19 protein-coding genes, 1 pseudogene and 1 riboswitch are annotated in these 17158 nt (G+C 62.3%); of the genes and pseudogenes, 9 read left to right on the forward strand and 11 right to left on the reverse strand.

Annotated features, from left to right (window positions below):
- Positions 1-118 (reverse strand): annotated as a pseudogene (locus tag DNK49_RS24675) (branched-chain amino acid ABC transporter permease); the annotation flags it as partial.
- 509 nt (positions 119-627) lie between these two features.
- Between DNK49_RS24675 and DNK49_RS14010 the strand changes: the two are divergent.
- Entirely contained in the window at positions 628-1539 is a 912-nt protein-coding gene (locus DNK49_RS14010) for a TetR/AcrR family transcriptional regulator (protein WP_110525655.1), read from the forward strand.
- A gap of 77 nt (positions 1540-1616) precedes the next feature.
- Here DNK49_RS14010 and DNK49_RS14015 read toward each other — a convergent pair whose 3' ends face one another.
- The 5 genes from DNK49_RS14015 to DNK49_RS14035 all read right to left on the reverse strand — a co-directional run bounded on the left by DNK49_RS14015 (position 1617) and on the right by DNK49_RS14035 (position 6052).
- Positions 1617-2945, reverse strand: coding sequence for a TRAP transporter large permease (locus tag DNK49_RS14015; protein ID WP_110525658.1), 1329 nt, complete (start codon positions 2943-2945; stop codon positions 1617-1619).
- Entirely contained in the window at positions 2942-3466 is a 525-nt protein-coding gene (locus tag DNK49_RS14020; protein WP_110525661.1) for a TRAP transporter small permease, read from the reverse strand. The genes DNK49_RS14015 and DNK49_RS14020 overlap by 4 nt, the downstream gene beginning before the upstream one ends.
- A gap of 77 nt (positions 3467-3543) precedes the next feature.
- Positions 3544-4569: a TRAP transporter substrate-binding protein gene (locus DNK49_RS14025; RefSeq protein WP_110525664.1), complete on the reverse strand. Its 1026-nt coding sequence runs from the start codon at positions 4567-4569 to the stop codon at positions 3544-3546.
- 278 nt (positions 4570-4847) lie between these two features.
- Positions 4848-5690 (reverse strand): class III extradiol dioxygenase family protein, encoded by an 843-nt coding sequence (locus DNK49_RS14030; RefSeq protein WP_110525667.1) that lies wholly within the window; start codon positions 5688-5690, stop codon positions 4848-4850.
- Between the two features lie 2 nt (positions 5691-5692).
- The gene (locus DNK49_RS14035; protein ID WP_110525670.1) at positions 5693-6052 is read right to left on the reverse strand and encodes a protocatechuate 4,5-dioxygenase subunit alpha; all 360 of its coding nucleotides are present in this window, start codon (positions 6050-6052) and stop codon (positions 5693-5695) included.
- 85 nt (positions 6053-6137) lie between these two features.
- Here DNK49_RS14035 and DNK49_RS14040 point away from each other — a divergent pair, with 85 nt between their 5' ends.
- Positions 6138-7043 carry a LysR family transcriptional regulator gene (locus DNK49_RS14040; protein WP_110525673.1) on the forward strand — a complete coding sequence of 302 codons (906 nt, stop codon included), beginning with the start codon at positions 6138-6140 and terminating at the stop codon, positions 7041-7043.
- A gap of 14 nt (positions 7044-7057) precedes the next feature.
- Here DNK49_RS14040 and DNK49_RS14045 read toward each other — a convergent pair whose 3' ends face one another.
- The 3 genes from DNK49_RS14045 to aroQ form a co-directional block, all read right to left on the reverse strand.
- Entirely contained in the window at positions 7058-8341 is a 1284-nt protein-coding gene (locus tag DNK49_RS14045; RefSeq protein WP_110525676.1) for a type II toxin-antitoxin system HipA family toxin, read from the reverse strand.
- Positions 8331-8594 carry a helix-turn-helix transcriptional regulator gene (locus DNK49_RS14050; protein ID WP_207806988.1) on the reverse strand — a complete coding sequence of 88 codons (264 nt, stop codon included), beginning with the start codon at positions 8592-8594 and terminating at the stop codon, positions 8331-8333. Before DNK49_RS14050 ends, DNK49_RS14045 begins: the two co-directional genes overlap by 11 nt.
- 255 nt (positions 8595-8849) lie before the next feature.
- Positions 8850-9296 carry a type II 3-dehydroquinate dehydratase gene (aroQ, locus tag DNK49_RS14055; protein WP_110525679.1) on the reverse strand — a complete coding sequence of 149 codons (447 nt, stop codon included), beginning with the start codon at positions 9294-9296 and terminating at the stop codon, positions 8850-8852.
- Positions 9297-9450: 154 nt separating this feature from the next.
- On the opposite strand from aroQ, the gene DNK49_RS14060 reads away from it, so the two are divergent.
- The 3 genes from DNK49_RS14060 to DNK49_RS14070 all read left to right on the forward strand — a co-directional run bounded on the left by DNK49_RS14060 (position 9451) and on the right by DNK49_RS14070 (position 12434).
- On the forward strand, positions 9451-9978 hold the full coding sequence (locus DNK49_RS14060; protein WP_110525682.1) for a DUF3617 domain-containing protein: 528 nt from the start codon (positions 9451-9453) through the stop codon (positions 9976-9978).
- Positions 9979-10000: 22 nt separating this feature from the next.
- Complete coding sequence (locus DNK49_RS14065) at positions 10001-10459, forward strand: methyltransferase family protein (RefSeq protein WP_165843335.1); 459 nt, start codon at positions 10001-10003, stop codon at positions 10457-10459.
- Between the two features lie 355 nt (positions 10460-10814).
- Positions 10815-12434, forward strand: coding sequence for a methyl-accepting chemotaxis protein (locus DNK49_RS14070; RefSeq protein ID WP_110525688.1), 1620 nt, complete (start codon positions 10815-10817; stop codon positions 12432-12434).
- 37 nt (positions 12435-12471) lie between these two features.
- On the opposite strand, the gene DNK49_RS14075 is transcribed toward DNK49_RS14070, so the two are convergent.
- On the reverse strand, positions 12472-13758 hold the full coding sequence (locus tag DNK49_RS14075; protein ID WP_110525691.1) for a DUF3047 domain-containing protein: 1287 nt from the start codon (positions 13756-13758) through the stop codon (positions 12472-12474).
- Positions 13759-13977: 219 nt separating this feature from the next.
- On the opposite strand from DNK49_RS14075, the gene DNK49_RS14080 reads away from it, so the two are divergent.
- The 3 genes from DNK49_RS14080 (at position 13978) to DNK49_RS14090 (ending at position 15264) form a co-directional block, all read left to right on the forward strand.
- On the forward strand, positions 13978-14259 hold the full coding sequence (locus tag DNK49_RS14080; RefSeq protein ID WP_110525694.1) for a peptidylprolyl isomerase: 282 nt from the start codon (positions 13978-13980) through the stop codon (positions 14257-14259).
- A gap of 421 nt (positions 14260-14680) precedes the next feature.
- Positions 14681-15019, forward strand: a complete 339-nt coding sequence (locus tag DNK49_RS14085) for a hypothetical protein (RefSeq protein WP_110525698.1) — start codon at positions 14681-14683, stop codon at positions 15017-15019.
- Positions 15016-15264, forward strand: coding sequence for a hypothetical protein (locus DNK49_RS14090; protein WP_110525701.1), 249 nt, complete (start codon positions 15016-15018; stop codon positions 15262-15264). The genes DNK49_RS14085 and DNK49_RS14090 overlap by 4 nt, the downstream gene beginning before the upstream one ends.
- Before the next feature lie 80 nt (positions 15265-15344).
- Here the strand turns inward: DNK49_RS14090 and DNK49_RS14095 are convergent, their stop codons facing one another.
- A complete protein-coding gene (locus DNK49_RS14095; RefSeq protein ID WP_110525705.1) occupies positions 15345-16193 on the reverse strand; it encodes an endonuclease/exonuclease/phosphatase family protein in 849 nt (282 codons plus the stop codon).
- A gap of 70 nt (positions 16194-16263) precedes the next feature.
- Positions 16264-16529, forward strand: a riboswitch (cobalamin riboswitch).
- Between the two features lie 75 nt (positions 16530-16604).
- On the opposite strand from DNK49_RS14095, the gene DNK49_RS14100 reads away from it, so the two are divergent.
- A complete protein-coding gene (locus tag DNK49_RS14100; RefSeq protein ID WP_110525708.1) occupies positions 16605-17138 on the forward strand; it encodes a ZrgA family zinc uptake protein in 534 nt (177 codons plus the stop codon).
- The last annotated feature ends 20 nt before the right edge of the window (positions 17139-17158 follow it).

Consider the following 17158-nt stretch of genomic DNA (forward strand, 5'->3'; position numbering starts at 1 on the left):
GAATGAAGATCACCCGCGTCACCGCGAACACCAGCACCAGCGCCAACGCCAGCAGCGCGTAGATCGCCCCGTTGGTGATGCCGTCCTGCCCCAGCAGCAGTGCGATTTGAAAGTCCATGACGAGTCCCTGGCTCCGCCGTCAGCGGAGATTGGTCAAATGGAATTGAAGAAAGCGGCCGCGAATGGCGACCGGATCAACGCGAAGTCAGGCCCAGCGCAAGCGGCTTGCGCAAAACCAGAGACACGCCCCGTGGGGACTGCAAGGGCAGCGCCGGCTGAAGCGGCGTGCAGGAAAACTGTCTGCTCATTGTGTACTCCTCCTGTTGTTCTTGACGTCTGTTTCGCGCCTGACCCTTGGTGGCTTGAGCCACTCTGTACGGATCGGTGCAGCATCAAGCTGCGATGGTTGAAAGTTAGCAGAACACAAACTAGCTTGTCAAACACTTGTTCAAAACATTAGTTAGTCTTATTGTAGAAGCCTGTTCCCCACCAGGAGACGATGCGTCGCGATGGCTGATCACCGACCTGGCCCCGCCCGATGACACGCCACCCGCCGGCAGGCCGTATGATTCGCACCGTGCAGGCACTGCCGCCCACGCCTCATCCGAACAACTCGACCTTATTGCCATGAATACACAGGCATCCTTATCGACCGCCCCGACCAGCGACGAACATGACGTCGAGCGCACCATCCTGCTCCTGGCGCGCAGCGAGCCTGAACTGGGCCAGGCCGCCGTAGCCGAGCGCCTGCGCCTTTCCGGCCTGCAGATCTCCCCTTCCGGCGTGCGCTACATCTGGCAGAAGCACGGACTGGAAACGGCGGTAAAACGCCTTCAGGCACTGGCCAGCGACGCCGATGCCGGGCTGGAAACCCTGACCGAGAACCAGCGCAAACTGCTGGAACGGGGCGAACTGAGCGCGCGCCTGGCCCGCGGCGAGTGTGGCGCGGAAGGTGACGTGCACGAATTCTCCGGAGGCGAACCCCTTGAACGCCGCCAGCTGATCCTGAATGCCGCGGCCGAACTGTTTTCCGAACAAGGCTACGACCGCAGCTCGATCCGAGACATCGCACGCAAGGTCGGCCTGCTGCCCGGTTCGGTCTATCACTACTTTCCCTCCAAGGACGAGCTCTATCTGGCCGTGCACCGCGAGGGCTTCGAGCGCGTGCTGGGTCGGGTGAAGGCCGCCGCCGAAGGTGGAAGCGATCCCTGGGACCGCCTGCAGCGCGCCTGCGAGGTCCATGTGAGCGGTATCGTCGAAGGCTCTCCGGTGGACCGCATCACCGGTCATAGCCTGTCCTTTACCGGTGCCCCGGAGCTGCTGTCCAAGATCCAGCCTTACCGCGAAGCCTATGAAGACGTCTTTCGCGAGCTGATCAACGCGCTGCCGGTCGCCCCCGGAACCGACCGCTCGCTGTTGCGGCTCTTTTTGCTGGGCGGCATGAACTGGATTTATTTGTGGTATCGCGAAGGGCGCCGCACGCCGAAGGACATCGCGGACGCCATGGTCGATATCGTGCGGCGCGGCGTGACCGGCTGAGCCCTGCTAAATGTGAAAGCGCCCCGACAGCCAAAGGCCAACCGGGGCGCAAGTCAGACTGAAGCCTCAGACCTGCGTCAGCCGCCGAACACCCACAAGGCCACTAGCGAGATGCTCGGGAAGGCCACCAGCAGGATGATCCGAAGGATGTCCGAAGCCAGGAAAGGCATCACCCCACGGAACATCGTCGCCATCGGAATATCCTTGGCCACGCCCGCGATGATGTACACATTCATCCCGACCGGCGGCGTGATCAGCCCCACCTCCATGACGACCAGCGCCACCATGCCGAACCAGATCGCCTTCTCTTCCATCCCCAGACCGTAAAAGTCCATGCCGAGAATGATCGGCAGGAAGATCGGCACGGTCAGCAGGATCATCGACAGGCTGTCCATCACGCAACCGAGCAGCAGGTAGATGACGATGATGGCAAACAGTACGGTGAAGGGACCAAAGCCCATGTCCTGCACCCAGGCCGCAGCCTCGGCCGGCAACTGAGACAAGGCCATGAAGGAGTTCAGCGTATCGGCGCCAAGCAGGATCAGGAACATCATGCCGGTACCCTTTGCCGTACCGTACATGCACTCCTTCAGCCCCTCGCCCTTCAGGCCGCCGGAACGCCAGGCCGCGAGACCGGTTGCCAGTGCGCCGATCGACGCCGCTTCGGTCGGCGTGAACAAACCGCCATAGATACCACCGATCACCACAAGGAAGATCAGCAGCACCGGCCAGGTATCCACCACCGTCTGCAGACGCTCGGCCCAGGAGTGCTTCGCACTGCCCGGCCCACCCGCTTCGGGGTCAACACGACAGATGATGCCGATGACCACCATGTAACCGATGGCCGCCAGGATGCCGGGGATGAATGCTGCCAGAAACAGCTTGGCAATGTTCTGCTCGGCCAGGATGGCGTAGATCACCAGCGGCACCGATGGCGGAATCAGGATGCCCAGCGTGCCGCCCGCCGCCAACGAACCCGTGGCCAGAGCCGGCTTGTATTGATGACGTTTCAGCTCAGGCAGCACGACATGGGTCATGGTTGCTGCGGTGGCCAGCGAGGACCCGCAGATCGCACCAAAGCCCGCGCACGAAGCAACACCAGCCATCGCCATGCCGCCGCGCCAGTGGCCGATAAAGGCATTGCCCGCCTTGAACAGCGCACGCGACAGCCCGCCATGGGTGGCAAACTGCCCCATCAGCAGAAACAGCGGCACCACCGACAGGTCGTACAGCGAGAAGCGGCCATAGGGCGCATTCTTGAGGTAGGCCAGCAGCGGGTCGAGACCCGACACCCAGATGTAGCCGATGGCACCGGTGAGGAACATCGCGATGCCGATCTGCACACGCAAGGCCAGCATCGACATCATCACCACGCCCATGATCAGGCCGATCATTGAGCCACTCATTGCCCCGCCTCCTTCCGCAACTCACCCATGAAGGTGTACAGCGCCGCAATGCCCAGCAGCACAAAGGCCGGCACCACGGGGACATACCCCCACCACACCGGCAGCGAGATCACCATCGAGGTCTCGCCATATTCACGCATTTCCAGCAGCCCTTCCCAGATCCGCCAGGCCAGCACGAACGAGGAAAACGCCAGCAACAAGGCCGCCACCGCGTCGAGCGCACGCTTGAGGCCGGGTGGCGCCCACAGGGTGAAGAAATCGACGAACACATGCCCCTTCTTGAGCTGGCAATAGGGCAGACACATCGCGATACCCATCGCGGACAACATCTGCACCAGTTCGTAGTCGCCAGGTACCGGCATGCTGAACGCGGCACGCCCGATCACACTGGCAACGGACATCACCGCTTCGATGATGAACATCAGGCCCGCCAGCATCGCCATCAGCATGCAGGCCCATTCGATAATCCTGCCGATCGGTCCGCTGGGCGGGGCGGTCGGCTTGTCCATGGCTTCGGCCATCGAGGACTCCCTCAAATCGTTCCGGATAAAACAATGCCGGTAGCAATCAGACGATCACTACCGGCACGGGTACGACATTACTTGGAGTACTGGGTCACCAGCGCATTGGCATCGTCAAGCAGCTGCTGGCCATTGACACCCTTGGCGGAGATTTCCTTCACCCATTCCTCAGCCACCGGCTTGGAGGCATCGCGCCACTTGGTGATCTCGGCGGGGGCGATCTGGTAGACAGTATTGCCGCGGCTCACGGCCGCCTCGCGACCACCCGCATCGGCGCCCTTGAATTGGGCCGACACCCAGGCCGAGGTCTCGCGACCGCTATTGTCGTCAATGACCTTCTTAAGCTCAGGCGACAGGCTATCGTACTTTTTCTGGTTCATCACGAAGATCATGGTCGCGGTGGTCATCGCGTATTCGCCCGATGCTTCGGCATGGAACTTGGTCAGCTCGTGCGTCTTGGTCGCGGGCACGACTTCCCACGGAATCAGCGCACCCTCGATCACGCCCTTGGACAGGCTTTCGGCCATCTGCGGCACCGGCATGCCGACCGGCGTCGCACCGAGCGAAGCCAGCAGCTTGGTACCCAGACGGGAAGGCGCACGCACCTTCATGCCTTTCAGGTCATCGAGCGTCTTCACTTCCTTGGTACGGAAATGCAGCACATTGGGACCATTGACCCAGGTGGCAATCGGCTTCATGCCGGCAAATTCGTTCATGGAGTGCTTCTGCACGAAGTCCCACATCGCACGCGACGACGCTTCGTGCGTGGTCGTGACGAAGGGCAGCTCGAACACTTCGGAAGTCGGGAAACGGCCCGGCGTGTAGCCCGGCAGTGTCCACACGATATCTGCCACGCCATCACGAACCTGGTTCAGCAGTTGCGGCGGCGTACCGCCCAGCTGCATGGCGGGATAGATCTGGCACTTCATCTTGCCCTGCGACTCCGCCGCGATCTTGTCGCACCACGGAGTAATGAACTTGGTATGCGCCGGCGACACGGGCGGCAGGAAGTGAGCGACCTTCAGCACAACTTCCTGTGCCTGGGCGGCAAACGGCATCAGCGACGCGCAGGCGAGGCCAAGAACATAAGCACGATTCTTCATCGTTGTCTCCTTTTGGTGTAACCGGTTTGGGCTTCGCGCAACGCGACAAGGCTGCGCTTATCCGAGGTGAGCGCAGTCTGAACCTTCCGACCAACCCGCAAAAGCTGCTGACCGCACTATCACCTATACAATTTTGCTATATCCAAATCGAAGATATGGATGTGATATTGGCACACAACCCATGAAAGACACCGGCCGGGTGCATGATGCACCCGGCCGGTGTCGAATTTCCGCCGCTCGTTCAGCCAGTCATGCTGGCCAGGCCGTACGACGTGGACTCAGTCCTCGCAGGCCATCGCGAGCAGACCCGACGCGGTGTTGGAGATGGGAATGTGGTAGTTCGAATGCACCCGGCTGACCTTGCCCGGCAGCGCGGCCCGGGCCGCCAGCCACATCAGCAGTTCGATGCCCTGGGTGCCGGTCTTTTCGACGATTTCCTCATTGCTGTATTGCGTCACCCACTCCGGATTGTCGATCAGGCTGTCCATGAAAGCCTTGTCGAAGGCAGGATTGACGAAACCTGCACGCTCGCCATCAAGCTGATGCGACAAGCCGCCGGTCCCGACGATCAGCACACGCTTGTCCTCGTCCCACGACGCAATCGCCTCGCCCAGGGCCTTGCCCAGCTTGTAGCAGCGTCTGGCGCTCGGCAGCGGATACTGCACGGTGTTGATGCACACCGGCACCGTCGGCACCGGACAAGACGGTGCGTCTGGCCACAACAGCTTGAGCGGCAGGGAAAAGGCATGATCGACCAGCATTTCCTGGCAGGTGGTCAGATCAAACTCACGCGCCACCAGTTCGTTGATGACATGCCAGGACAAGCCGGGCACGCCCTTGAATGGCGGCAGCGTCGGAATGCCCCAGCCCTCGTCGGCATTGTGATACTCCGGCGCCGCGCCCACCGCAAAGGTCGGCATCTTGTCGAGAAAGAAATTCAGCCCGTGGTCGTTGTACAGCACCACGACCACATCCGGCCTGACCTTGTCCAGCCAGGCATGAACCGGCGGAAAGCCATCGAAAAACGGTTTCCAGTACGGATCGTCCTGCAGGTTTGCGGCGATGGCACGGCCAATGGCCGGTACATGCGAGGTATTGATCGCACCCACGATTCTTGCCATGTTCAGGCCTCCTTGCCTGCGGCCACCAGCATGGCCTTGAAGTCTTCCTTGCTCATGCCGGTCTGCGCGGCACCCAGATCCTGCACATCCAGCCCCAGGATGCCGGCGAACTTCGCCAGGTAATACACATTGCCCCCTGCGGCCAGCAGTCCAAGCACATTGCGCGTGCGGACCGCCTCATACTGTTCCACAGTCAAGCCGAACTTGCGGGCATAGCCCGCCTCGTCGGCGCGAAAGGCCTCGCGGTTTTCCGCGCTATTGAACGAAAAACACATCTTGTTCAGCGCATAGCCCTTCTGCGCAAGTTCGCTGTCGAAGATCCGGGTACCGGGAATCTGCAGCGCGGGTTTGGTGGCACTCATCGGCGTCTCCTGCCAATTTCGTTCTGGAAGTGGCAGTATCCCGGACTCGAAGACCACGATAAACACAGGGACACTCATCCAATCCATGAGCGATTTCGATCATTCGCATCTGGACGGCCGCCTGCTGCAACTGCTGATCGCGGTCGTGGAAGAAGGCTCGATCACCCGCGCGGCAGAGCGTCTGGGCGTGACGCAGTCTGCGGTATCGCATCTGCTGGGCAAGCTGCGGAGCATTGTTGGCGACCCGCTGGTGGTCAAGTCCGGGCGCGGCATCGTGGCGACCGTGCGCGCGGAAGCGCTTGCGCGCGATGCCCGGCACCTGCTGGACGAAATGCGCCGGTTTGCATCGGCGGACGAATTCGACCCCACCCGCCTGCATGGCACGATCACGATCGCCGCCAACGACTTCCAGCGCGACCTGTTGCTGCCACCCTTGCTGGCACGACTGCGCAAGAGCGCACCGCGAATCTCGCTGCGCGTCGTGCCATCGGATGTACCCGACGCAGACATGCTGCGCGAAGAACGCTGCCAGTTGGTCATCTCGCCACGACCGCCAGACGCGACCGACATCCTGCACAAACGCCTGTTCGACGACGGCTACCGGGTGTTCTACGACGGCAGTCAGCGCGCCGCGCCGACCAGCCTGGAAGACTACCTGGCGGCAGATCACGCCACCGTGCTGTACGTGCCGCGCCGCGCGCTGGACATCGATGACGAACTCGCGCGGCAAGGCATCCTGCGCAGGTTTGCCGTCACCGTACCAGGCTTTGCCGCCATCCCGGCCTTCGTCCGCGGCAGCACCCTGCTGGCAACCGCCCCCGGCTTGCTTGCGCACGGCGCCATGCGGGGACTGGCCCATGCCGACCTGCCCTTCCCCACCTCACGACTGCCGATGTACATGATCTGGCACCTGCGCCATCGTCACGATCCCGCACATGGCTGGCTGAGAACCGCACTGGAATCCGTGATCCCGACGCTGGCGCTGGGCTGAATCTGCTTCGTGGCTCACGCTGATGGCGGGATGCCACCGGTACTCGAACTGAACCTTCGTACTGTCAAAGCACAGCGTTGCTCGATCAAGGTCACGATTTGCTCAACGACGACCTGGTCGGTAAAGCCACGCGCAGTGTCTGACTGAAGTCCACGTGCGGCACGAGGCAACGAATTCGCAAACGTCAGTATCCGCTTTCTAGCTTGCGCCTTGCCAAGGCCAACGGCTTCCGCAAACTGTTCCCAATGCCGCGCCTGGAGTTCGCTGAACTTGTACTTACTGCCGATCTTCATCGCCATATTGGGGGTCAGATTCGGATAGACCGCCGTCGACAGCACGTCATAAAGTGGCGCCAGCACCGCGGCTCCATCCACGAACAGCAGCGAGAAATTCTTGGCGTGTGCGTCATGATTGCCGATCAAGGCATTGAAGATCACGTAGTCGAACAAGCGCAGAACCTGCGGTGCGCTGGGGCGGGTAACCCTTCGAACCAGGTCGAAACACTGCCTCAACCCCGGGCCACCTTCATTCTGGTATTTCGCCTCCGGCACCACGCCCAGCGCCTGACAAAAATCCTCCTGGTGCAGACGCCGTCGAAAACCTTGTGCATCTGCCTCCCGGTCGTAACGCTCGACCATCAGGAACCGTCGCCCCGACAGCGAATGCACTCGTGACTTTGCGGGCTTGAGATTCATCGTCTCGGCCAGCGCCAGGCAGAAGCCTTCGTTTGTCACCGTATCAGCCAGGGCGCGGATGGCGGGTTTCAGGATATGTGAGCTGGGTGTTCCATTTCTTGGCAGACCGAACCGGGTGCCGTCGAACACCACAGGTAGTTTGTCCTGAGCACCCGCCAGTGAAAGCCGCAAGCCATCCCTCCCGGCCAGCATCGGGCGGTGTGGAAGTTCATCGAGAATGGCAACGACCTCTTCGTCATTCAGCCACTGCACTTCGGCACCTTGGTCGGGACTCGGCAACCCCTGCCCTGGCTCGAGCAAGCTCACGGCACCGGCGCACTCTCCACCGATGTAATCGAGGAGCGCAAAGTCGTTTTGACTGGACACCTGAAGTTGCCGCGCAATAAGGCGTCGCAGTTGCCCCTCGGGCAACAATCCTGCGAAGAAGGGGCGAGTGTGATGATCGTCGAATGCCTCTGCTTGCAGTGGGAAGAAACTGGACAAGGCGACCGCATCCCTACGTAAGAGCCAATCGGGGCTGTAACGGAACGTCAACCGTCCATCCGTCAGGGTCAAGGTGCCAACCCGCTCAGTGAACAGCCAGACTTCCAGCTCACGCGCCATGTTCGTCACCCCCTGGGGGGCCTTCAGAGCCTGGAGAGGGCAAACCAATGAGTTGAAGCCCCCCACCCAAGGCGTCGACCACACGCAGCACATGCTCCAGCCTCAACGTGGGCTTTCCTGCCTCGAGGTCGACAATGAAGCGCACACCAACGCCGGCAGCCAAAGCAAGCTGCGGCTGTGTCAGACCCAGTTGCTTGCGACCGGCACGCAGTGCGTTGCCGAGTTGTTCTGTCGTTCGTATGGTGCAGATCATGTCAATAATTTCCCGTTCGGGAAATTATTGACCAGAATGGAAACCGCTGCAAACAATATTTCCCGATCGGGAATTTTTCAATACAATCGCGCACTGATGAACCCAAGATTTCCCGATCGGGAAATCTAAATCGCGGAACGGGTAAGGCAGTCGGATGCGAGCGGTCGTTACGCGCCCCAGGAGGAGACAGCCGGACATGAGCCGACTGTCCTGCGTCGGTAAAAGAACAGATTGAATTCCGCCAAGCGCCAGGCCTCAGGCGCCGTCGCCGCGCACCGCCGACACCGCGGCCCGCAGCGCAAGGCGATAGCTGTCGGCGCCAAAGCCGCAGATCTGTCCCCTGACGATGTCGGCAAACACCGAGACGTGACGGAAGGGCTCGCGGGCATGGATATTGGACATGTGCAGTTCGATGATCGGGCAGGTCAGGATCGCCAGCGCATCGCGGATGCCGTAGCTGTAGTGTGTCCATGCCCCGGCGTTGATCATCACCGCGTCGGCCTGGTCGATGAAGGCCTGATGGATGCGCTCGCACATCTCGCCTTCATGGTTGGTCTGGAAGCACTCGACCTCGGCCCCCAGTTCGCGCCCCAGCGACTGCAGGCCGGCGTCGATTTCGGCCAGCGTGATGGTGCCGTACTGAACCGGATCGCGTTTGCCGAACATATTGTGGTTGATGCCGTGAAGCATGACGATCTTCATCCTGCAATCCTCTTGAATGACGCAACCGGTAAAGGCGCGATTGTATCCGGCCAACGGGGTGCGACGGCGGCCCGACCGTGGATTCCGGCGGATCACTTCATTACAATCGGGCAACTCCACCGCTTGCCAACGTACTTTTCCAAGGAACACCGCCATGCAGATCAAGCAAGCAATCCAGGGCGCACTGCTTGCCCTGTGCATCGCAGCACCCGCAAGCTACGCCAATGACATCAAGCCGGGCTTGTGGGAATTCCGCTCCACGCATCTCAGCCTGGGCGGCATGCCGGACATGTCGGCGCAAATGGCCCAGCTGCAACAGCAGATGAAGAATCTTCCGCCCGAGACGCGCAAGATGCTCGAGCAGCAGATGGCGGCCAACGGCGTCAGCCTGGGCAAGGACGGCTCGGTGCGCAGTTGCATCACCCCCGAGCAGGCCAGGCAGGACAACGTCTATGCCGGCAAGACCGAGGGCGACTGCACGCTGGACAGCGTCACCAAATCCGGCAACACGATCAGCGGTCGCATGAGCTGCCCCAAGGAACAGGCCACCGGCGACTTCACCAGCCGTGTCTCGAGTCCTGAACACTTCACCACCCGGGTCAACCTGAAATCGCCCCGCGGCGACATGCAGGTCGAGACCGATGCGCGCTGGATCTCGGCACAGTGTGCCGGAAACCGATGAGCGGAGCCTCTGCCACGTCCGCATGACCACACTGACCCTGAAGATCCCCCCGCCCCTGATCGCTGGCCTCATCGCACTGGCAATGTGGATGATTGCCGACCACTTGCCGGCCATTCCACCCACCGCTCTGCAACAGGTGATCGGCGGCCCGATCGCCCTGTTCGGCGCCGCCATCAGCGCCGCCGGCGCGTATGCCTTCTGGCGCGCACACACCACGATCAACCCGATGCACCCCGAACGATCCACGCATCTGGTCACTTCGGGTGTCTATCGCCTCAGTCGCAATCCGATGTACCTCGGCCTGGTGATCACGCTGTCAGGCTGGGCCATTCACCTGCCGTGGCCTCTGGCCTTTGCCGGCCCGCTTGCGTTCGCGCTGTACATCCATCACTTCCAGATCCTGCCCGAAGAACGCATCCTTGCCTCGGTGTTCGGCAACGAATACGAACACTACCGCAGCCACGTTCGCCGCTGGCTGTAAGACAAGGCCCAGGGGTACGGCAAGACAACGCGTCGTCGCTCCGCGGCGGGGTTGTCACCCCGCCCTACCGGGCAACACCTGCAACATCCGCCTCCCCCAACACCCCCACCGCCGTAGGACGGGGTGACAACCCCGCCAGCATGGCCCCCCCACCCACCGATCGACACAACACCCGGCAAGTCGGCACCACCGCTGCCACCCAGCCTCCCCCTGAAATAACCCCATCAACGGCATTACATTAGCTCAAAGTTATAGATGTAAAAATATTTGACAAGTAAACATTAACCCCCTTAAAAACGATCCTGCGCGACGAGAATTGACCGCCAACCCGGCGGCACACCCAACGAGAGAAAGCATGGTCGATAGTCTGGCAGCAAACGCACAGAACGCCCCCTTTCCGAAAGGCAAGCTGGTCGTCCTGAAGTACGACATGGAGTTCCGCATCACCTATGCGAACGAAGCTTGCGCGGAGTTTCTCGGCACCACGCGCGAAGCCCTGATCGGCACCAGCATGAAGGACATCGCCCACCCCGATGTGCCTCAGGAACTGCTTGCCGATGTGCGTGGCACCACGGCTGCCGGTCGGCCATGGCTGGGGCTGTCGAAGTTGAAGCACCGGTCAGGCGGCGTCGCCTGGTCCAGCGCGCTGACCATCCCGATCCGCAAGGATGGCCGCAACATCGGATTCATGAGCCTGCGCAGCCCTGTTTCAGCCGAGCGCGTACGTACCGAAGAGGCGCTGTATGACGCAATGCGTCGCAAGAAGTCACGCTACCGCAGTCTCGACATGCCGGTGCGCAAGGCGGTATCCAGTGCCAGCCTGCTTGGCCTGCTGGGGCTGTTTGGCGGGGCCATGTCCGCAGCAGTGGCCTATGCCGGATTTGCCACCGGCCTGAGCAGCACCGCCGGCCAGGTCATGACGCTGGCTGGCGTGACCGGCCTGATTGCCGTGCCGACCCTGCTCGGTGCGCTCTGGCGGCGCTGCGTCACCGAACCCGCCTCCACACTGCAGGCTTTCGAGCGCATCGCCGAAGGCGACCTGACCAGCATGCTGCCGGTCGGACGCTCGGACGAGATGGGACGCCTGATGGAATCGCTGATGTACATGCAAGGCCGGCTCAAGGTCATGCTCGACGAGATCCGACTCGCAGCCACCCTGACCGACGCCGAAAACGCAGCGCTGCTCGACCAGGTGGCGTCGCTGCAGCGTGCCGCGCAGGCTCAGCGCGACCACATCCTGTCGGTCTCGGCCGCCACCGAGCAGAACAGCGCGGCCGTCTCCGAGGTTGCCAGCGGCGCGCGCTCGTCGGCCGAAGCGGCCGGCAATGCGCTGTCACTGGTGGCACGCGGACGCGACCACCTGAACCAGACCGTCAGCGCAGCCGAACGCACGGTGCTGGCAGTGGAAGGCGCCAACCAGACGATGAAGGTGCTGGGCGAGTCGATCCAGAGCATCGGCACGATTTCCGCCGAGATCCGCGAGATTTCGGATCAGACCAATCTGCTTGCACTCAATGCCGCCATCGAGGCGGCCCGCGCCGGCGAGGTGGGACGCGGCTTCGCCGTGGTGGCGGACGAAGTGCGCAAGCTTGCCGAACGCACCGCCCACTGCACCGGCAACATCGCCGCCATGGTCGGCGACATCCGGCGCGTGGCCGACAACGTGGCCGGCAACATGCAGCAGGCGGTAGCGCAGGTGGGCACCGCCAGCAACAGCGCCGGCGACAGCCTGACCGTGATCGAGCACATCGAACAAGGCAGCGGCCAGGTCGCCAAGCTGGCCGGTCACATCGCCGACGCCTCTACCGAGCACTCGACCGCCTCCGAACAGATCGCACGCGACATGGAGAAGATCTCCGGCCTGGTCGAACACAGCGTTGCCAGCATCGAGGCGGTGGATCGCGCCACCGATGCGGTCAAGGCACACATTGGCAACATGCGCCAACTGGTGGGCTTCTTCCGCGTGGTGGCCTGAACCTGCGCGAGCATGGCCGTCGCCTGCAGACGGCGGCCTACAGCACTTGCTGCTGGCGCCCCGCCTGACCGATGGCGATCCTGCGGTAGGCGCAGCGGCCATGCTGGCGCATGAACAGGGAGTTGGCGATCAGCCAGACCCGGACCACCCGCGTCGCCTTGCCACCGATGATGCGTTGATAGTCGTCGAACAAATCGCGCCGTTCGTCCAGCTCCGTGCCCAGCTCTGCCGCACCGCTACGCTGCACGACATGGGTTTCGACGGCATCCCACCCCGGAATCGGGCAGCGAAACACCTTTCCGACCGGCAGGCTGGCGCTCCACATGTAGGTGATGTCCTGCCCATCGTCAAACTCGACCGCGATCGACAGATAGTCGTGATTGAGCAGCTGATCCTCGGGCAGCGCGGACGGCAGGCGATCGACCACCCAGCGCCAGTCGAGCATCAAGCCGGGCTTCAAGGGCTGATCGGCCAGCGGGTACTGCAGAATGCCCACATTCTTGTGGGTTTCGCAGTCGATGTGGCGGGTACCGGCCTGCGTAAAGATGCTGCCGTCGCCAAACGCAAAAAAGTTGCTCCAGCCCGTCGGCATCAGGCGGGCAAGCCTCATGCGCTGCAACTCGGCACGCACCCGGCCATCGACATCACCCCGTGCCGACAGCGCCAGCAGCCCCTGCTCGGCGTCGCCGTTCCACACCACCGCCACGCCATCCACCTGCCCCTGTCCAGCCAGATAGTGCTCCACCGGCACCCATAGCTCACCACCCGGGCCGGCGAACTCGCCCACCGAGCGCGCGATCTGCAAGCTGCCACGACGATCCGCCGTCAGCGTGCCCGTGTTCTGCATGCAGTTATGAATCGCGCTACGATCTGTTGCCCCGGCAACGCGGGCAAAGAACACAAAGCCGGGCTCCAGCCAGCGACCGTGCTCCTTGCTGAACCACCACACCCCGTCCAGAAAGAACGACACCTGCTGCCCGGCAGCAAGCTCGCCCAAGGTCTGCTGCCAGGGCAAGTCTGCAGGAGTAATGGTGAAATGCTCGATGCGCGCAACAGCGGCAAGGCCATCGGCAAGGTGGGCAAAGTCCTGCGCCATCGCGGCTGCGGCACGCCCGGGGCCCGACGGGGCCTGCGGTGCCTCGGCATACGCCAGCGCGCACGGTCCGGCGAGCAAGGGCGTAACGGCCAGGCCCTTGACCCATTGGCGGCGTTCGGCACTGATCAGGCCAGCGCGTCCATGTCCATGACTGCAGGTAGATGATGTTGCGCAATCGTCGGGCGACTGCGGACCATTCGGCGAATCAATACGGGCTTGTCGTGACACCAGGCGTCTCCATGATCGTGGGCCCGGGCCTGCAAGGCTTCCGCATCCGGGCTGCGACGCATGGTAATGAGGACGACGGCAACGCTCGCGCAAAGGCCCTCACAGCGGGCAATTTGCCCTGCCCGCCCGCCTCCGGCACACCGCCGATGCGCTGTTGCCGTGTTGACGAAACCGCCGATTGCGGTAGGCTCTGCCCCTTCATCAAAAGGAGCAATCCACATGGCCAAAGCCACTGCCCGTCACATCCTGGTCGACACCGAAGCCAAGTGCAACGAACTGAAAGCTGCCATCGAAGGCGGTGCCGACTTCGCCCAACTGGCCAAAGAACACTCCTCCTGCCCCTCCGGCCGTCAAGGCGGCGACCTTGGCTCCTTCGGCCCCGGCCAGATGGTCAAGGAATTCGACACCGTGGTGTTCAGCGCACCGGTCAACGTCGTCCAGGGCCCGGTCAAGACCCAGTTTGGCTACCACCTGCTCGAAGTGACCAGCCGTCGCGACTAAGCAGCAACATGCAGTAAAAACAGCGGCGGGGTTTCACCCCGCCCCACCCTTCCCCCCACCCGGGCGGGGTGAAAAATGGCAGAGCCTCCCCCTCACGCCATCCCCCGGGCATTTCAGCCCGAACCCAATCGACCATCCATCTCGACTGTATTCCGACCTTGCATCGCAAGTTACCCCACAGCGGCGGCGTCGCGATACGGCGAACTGAACCCAGAATGCGGGCAGCAGTAAGCACTGCATATCCAGGATTGATGCGTATTGAACCGCGCGAGCGAACAGCACTATCGTCCATCAGGGCCACTATACCGTCTGCCAACGCCCACACGCCCCTGCCGATCCAAGACAGCACACAGTCTCGAACGGATCCCCGCCCAACAAACGCTTCCGCCGTGAACACCTGCAGCGCATCCAGCATCACCGCATGCGTCTGAACGGCGGCGAGCAGTCGGGTACCCTCTTTCGTGGTCGTGACAAGCACTGGGAGATGATCGAGCGCGGCAACATGAGCCTGCCCTTCAGGGACATCGTGTGGCACGCCGGACGCCTGTGGTGCACCAGCGACTACGGTCTGTGGCCCCTTGAGGCTGGCCAGTTGGTGCGCGTCGAGCTGCCCTCGGACATCGCCGTGTGCGAAGGCAACCTCTCCGCGGCCGACGGCGTCATGCTCATGGCCGGCGCTCACGGCGCCGCCTTTCACGACGGCAACGATTGGCAGCTCATCTTCAATACATTCAAGATGGAACAGGCGCCCGGTCTGTGAGCCCGGTCGATCTCGCGCAGCGCGACGACGGCTACCGCGCTGCCGTCATCCCCCCACTGGTCGAACGACACGTGGGCGACGCCGCCTTCTACTGGACCCAGCACGACCGCTCGGTGCATTCGCCACTCGTCGATCTGGCTGAACTACGCCGCTTCGACCACCTGCTCGACGCCCATCTGGACGGCACCCAGGTGGCCGGGGAAACCGGCTGGCAGGGTGGGTTGGTCTGGACGGCTCGTTTATGATGAGTACGTTGTATGGAGTGGTATGGATTATGTATGCGTAAAACTGCTCAGTTCCAACACTTGGCCCAATTGAAACAACTTCAGGCCAACTCCAGCACAATCGGCTGGTGATCCGAGGCAGGGGTGTCGGCAATCACACGGACATCCCGGACGCAACCCGCAAGGTCGTCCGTGACCACGAAGAAATCGCAACAGTACGGCCGATCAGGCCAGTCGGCACCGTGTAGTCCGACAGTTGGTGGGTGTGCAGCGTGGCGGTGCAGCACCCGCCACGCATCAACCCAGTTCATGCCTGCCTCGGTCATCGGCAACAACAATTGCTGGTAGTCGGGCGAATCCGGCTCGCAATTGAAATCACCGCACAACACCGCCGCGACGGGTCGCGGCCACGGACGGAAGCTGGGGTTCGATTCCTTGGAGGCGGAAGGCGCCATCGCCTGTCCGACGGCCTCGGCGTGCAGGCTGCGCAAGGCCATGATCTGGGCGTGGCGCTGAATCGCCGAGTAGTACTCAAGATGGGTGGTCATCACCCGCAACGGACCGAAAGGTGTGTTGACGACGACCTCGACACACACCCGCTGCATCGAAGGCATGGATGGATCGGGCGGTGCCGGCAACAGATGACGAAACACCTGACCAAGCGGCAGACGTGACAACACCATATTGCCAAAGCGGGCCCGCCCGCCCGCACCATCGGGAACATCCACCGCTGCACCAAACACTGCCTCGTAGTCGGGGAAGGCAGCGCACAGCATCGCCACTTCATCCTCACCCTGGCCGCCGGCCAGGCCGGGAAAGCACTGCGCCACCTCCTGCAGGCAGATCACGTCGAGGTCGCCGATTGCCTTCAGCGCATTTACGGTACGCTGCAGGTCCACCTTGCCGTCGGCACCGCGTCCCCACTGTATGTTCCAGCTGCTCAGTCGCATGATTTCTCCAATCGGTTTTCCAGCTATTGCCTCTTCGCCCGGCGCGGCTGACACCCCGGGTCGATTCCGCTAACATGCCGGCCGTTGGTGCTTGCGCCTCCTCCCGAGGCGCAGTTAAACGGGAAGCATGCACTTCGACACAATCCTGCGCTGCAAGGTTTTGCCGGGTCGGTCGAAACAAGCTGCGCTGCCCCCGCAACGGTAAGCGGTTCGATCCGGTTTGTCAGCCCGGATCCTTCTTCATCCTCCAGCCACTGGGCCTGGCATCCTGCCGGCCTGGGAAGGCGATGAAGCATCACCGCCAGCCCGGATACCGGCCAACAAGGTTGCTGCTTGTCGATGCCGACAGGCAGCCTTGTCGCTCGATGACTGCCGGGGAAGGTGGTCTGAGCCCTATTGGATTGTCCAGTCATGATCTCTCGCAACGTCTCGCCGCTGCAGGCGCTTTCCCTCCTGTGCGCCGGTGCAATCCTTGTCGGCGCGTCCTCAAGCACATGGGCACACGGAAGTCACACCCATGGTCAGGGCAAGGCCAAGCTCACGATCGAAGGCAACAGCCTGAAAGGTGAATTCGATTTTCCGCTCGAGAGTCTGCTCGGTTTCGACTATCCACCCAGCAATCCGGCACAGCAAGCCGCGCTTGATGCACTCAAGTCACGTCTGCCGCAACCCCTGCTGTTTCTCGAGCCGCTGGCCGACGCCGGCTGCAAGGCGGTAGCACATCAGTCGACACCCGACCTCACCGCTGCTGACCCGAAGGCCGACATCCCCAACATCCAGTACTCGGTGACCTTCGACTGCGAACGCCCCGCCGCGCTGGAATCGATCACCTTTACAGCTTTCCATCATCACGCTGCACTCAAGCAGTTGCGTGTCGAACTGATCAGCGCCAAAGCGCGCAGGACGGTCACGGTCAGGCCCAAGTTTCCGGCCCTCACCTTTTAAGTCACTTCAGGCGTGCCTTC

The sequence above is a fragment of the Parazoarcus communis SWub3 = DSM 12120 genome, from assembly GCF_003226565.1.
In the GTDB taxonomy this organism is placed as follows: Bacteria; Pseudomonadota; Gammaproteobacteria; order Burkholderiales; family Rhodocyclaceae; genus Parazoarcus; species Parazoarcus communis.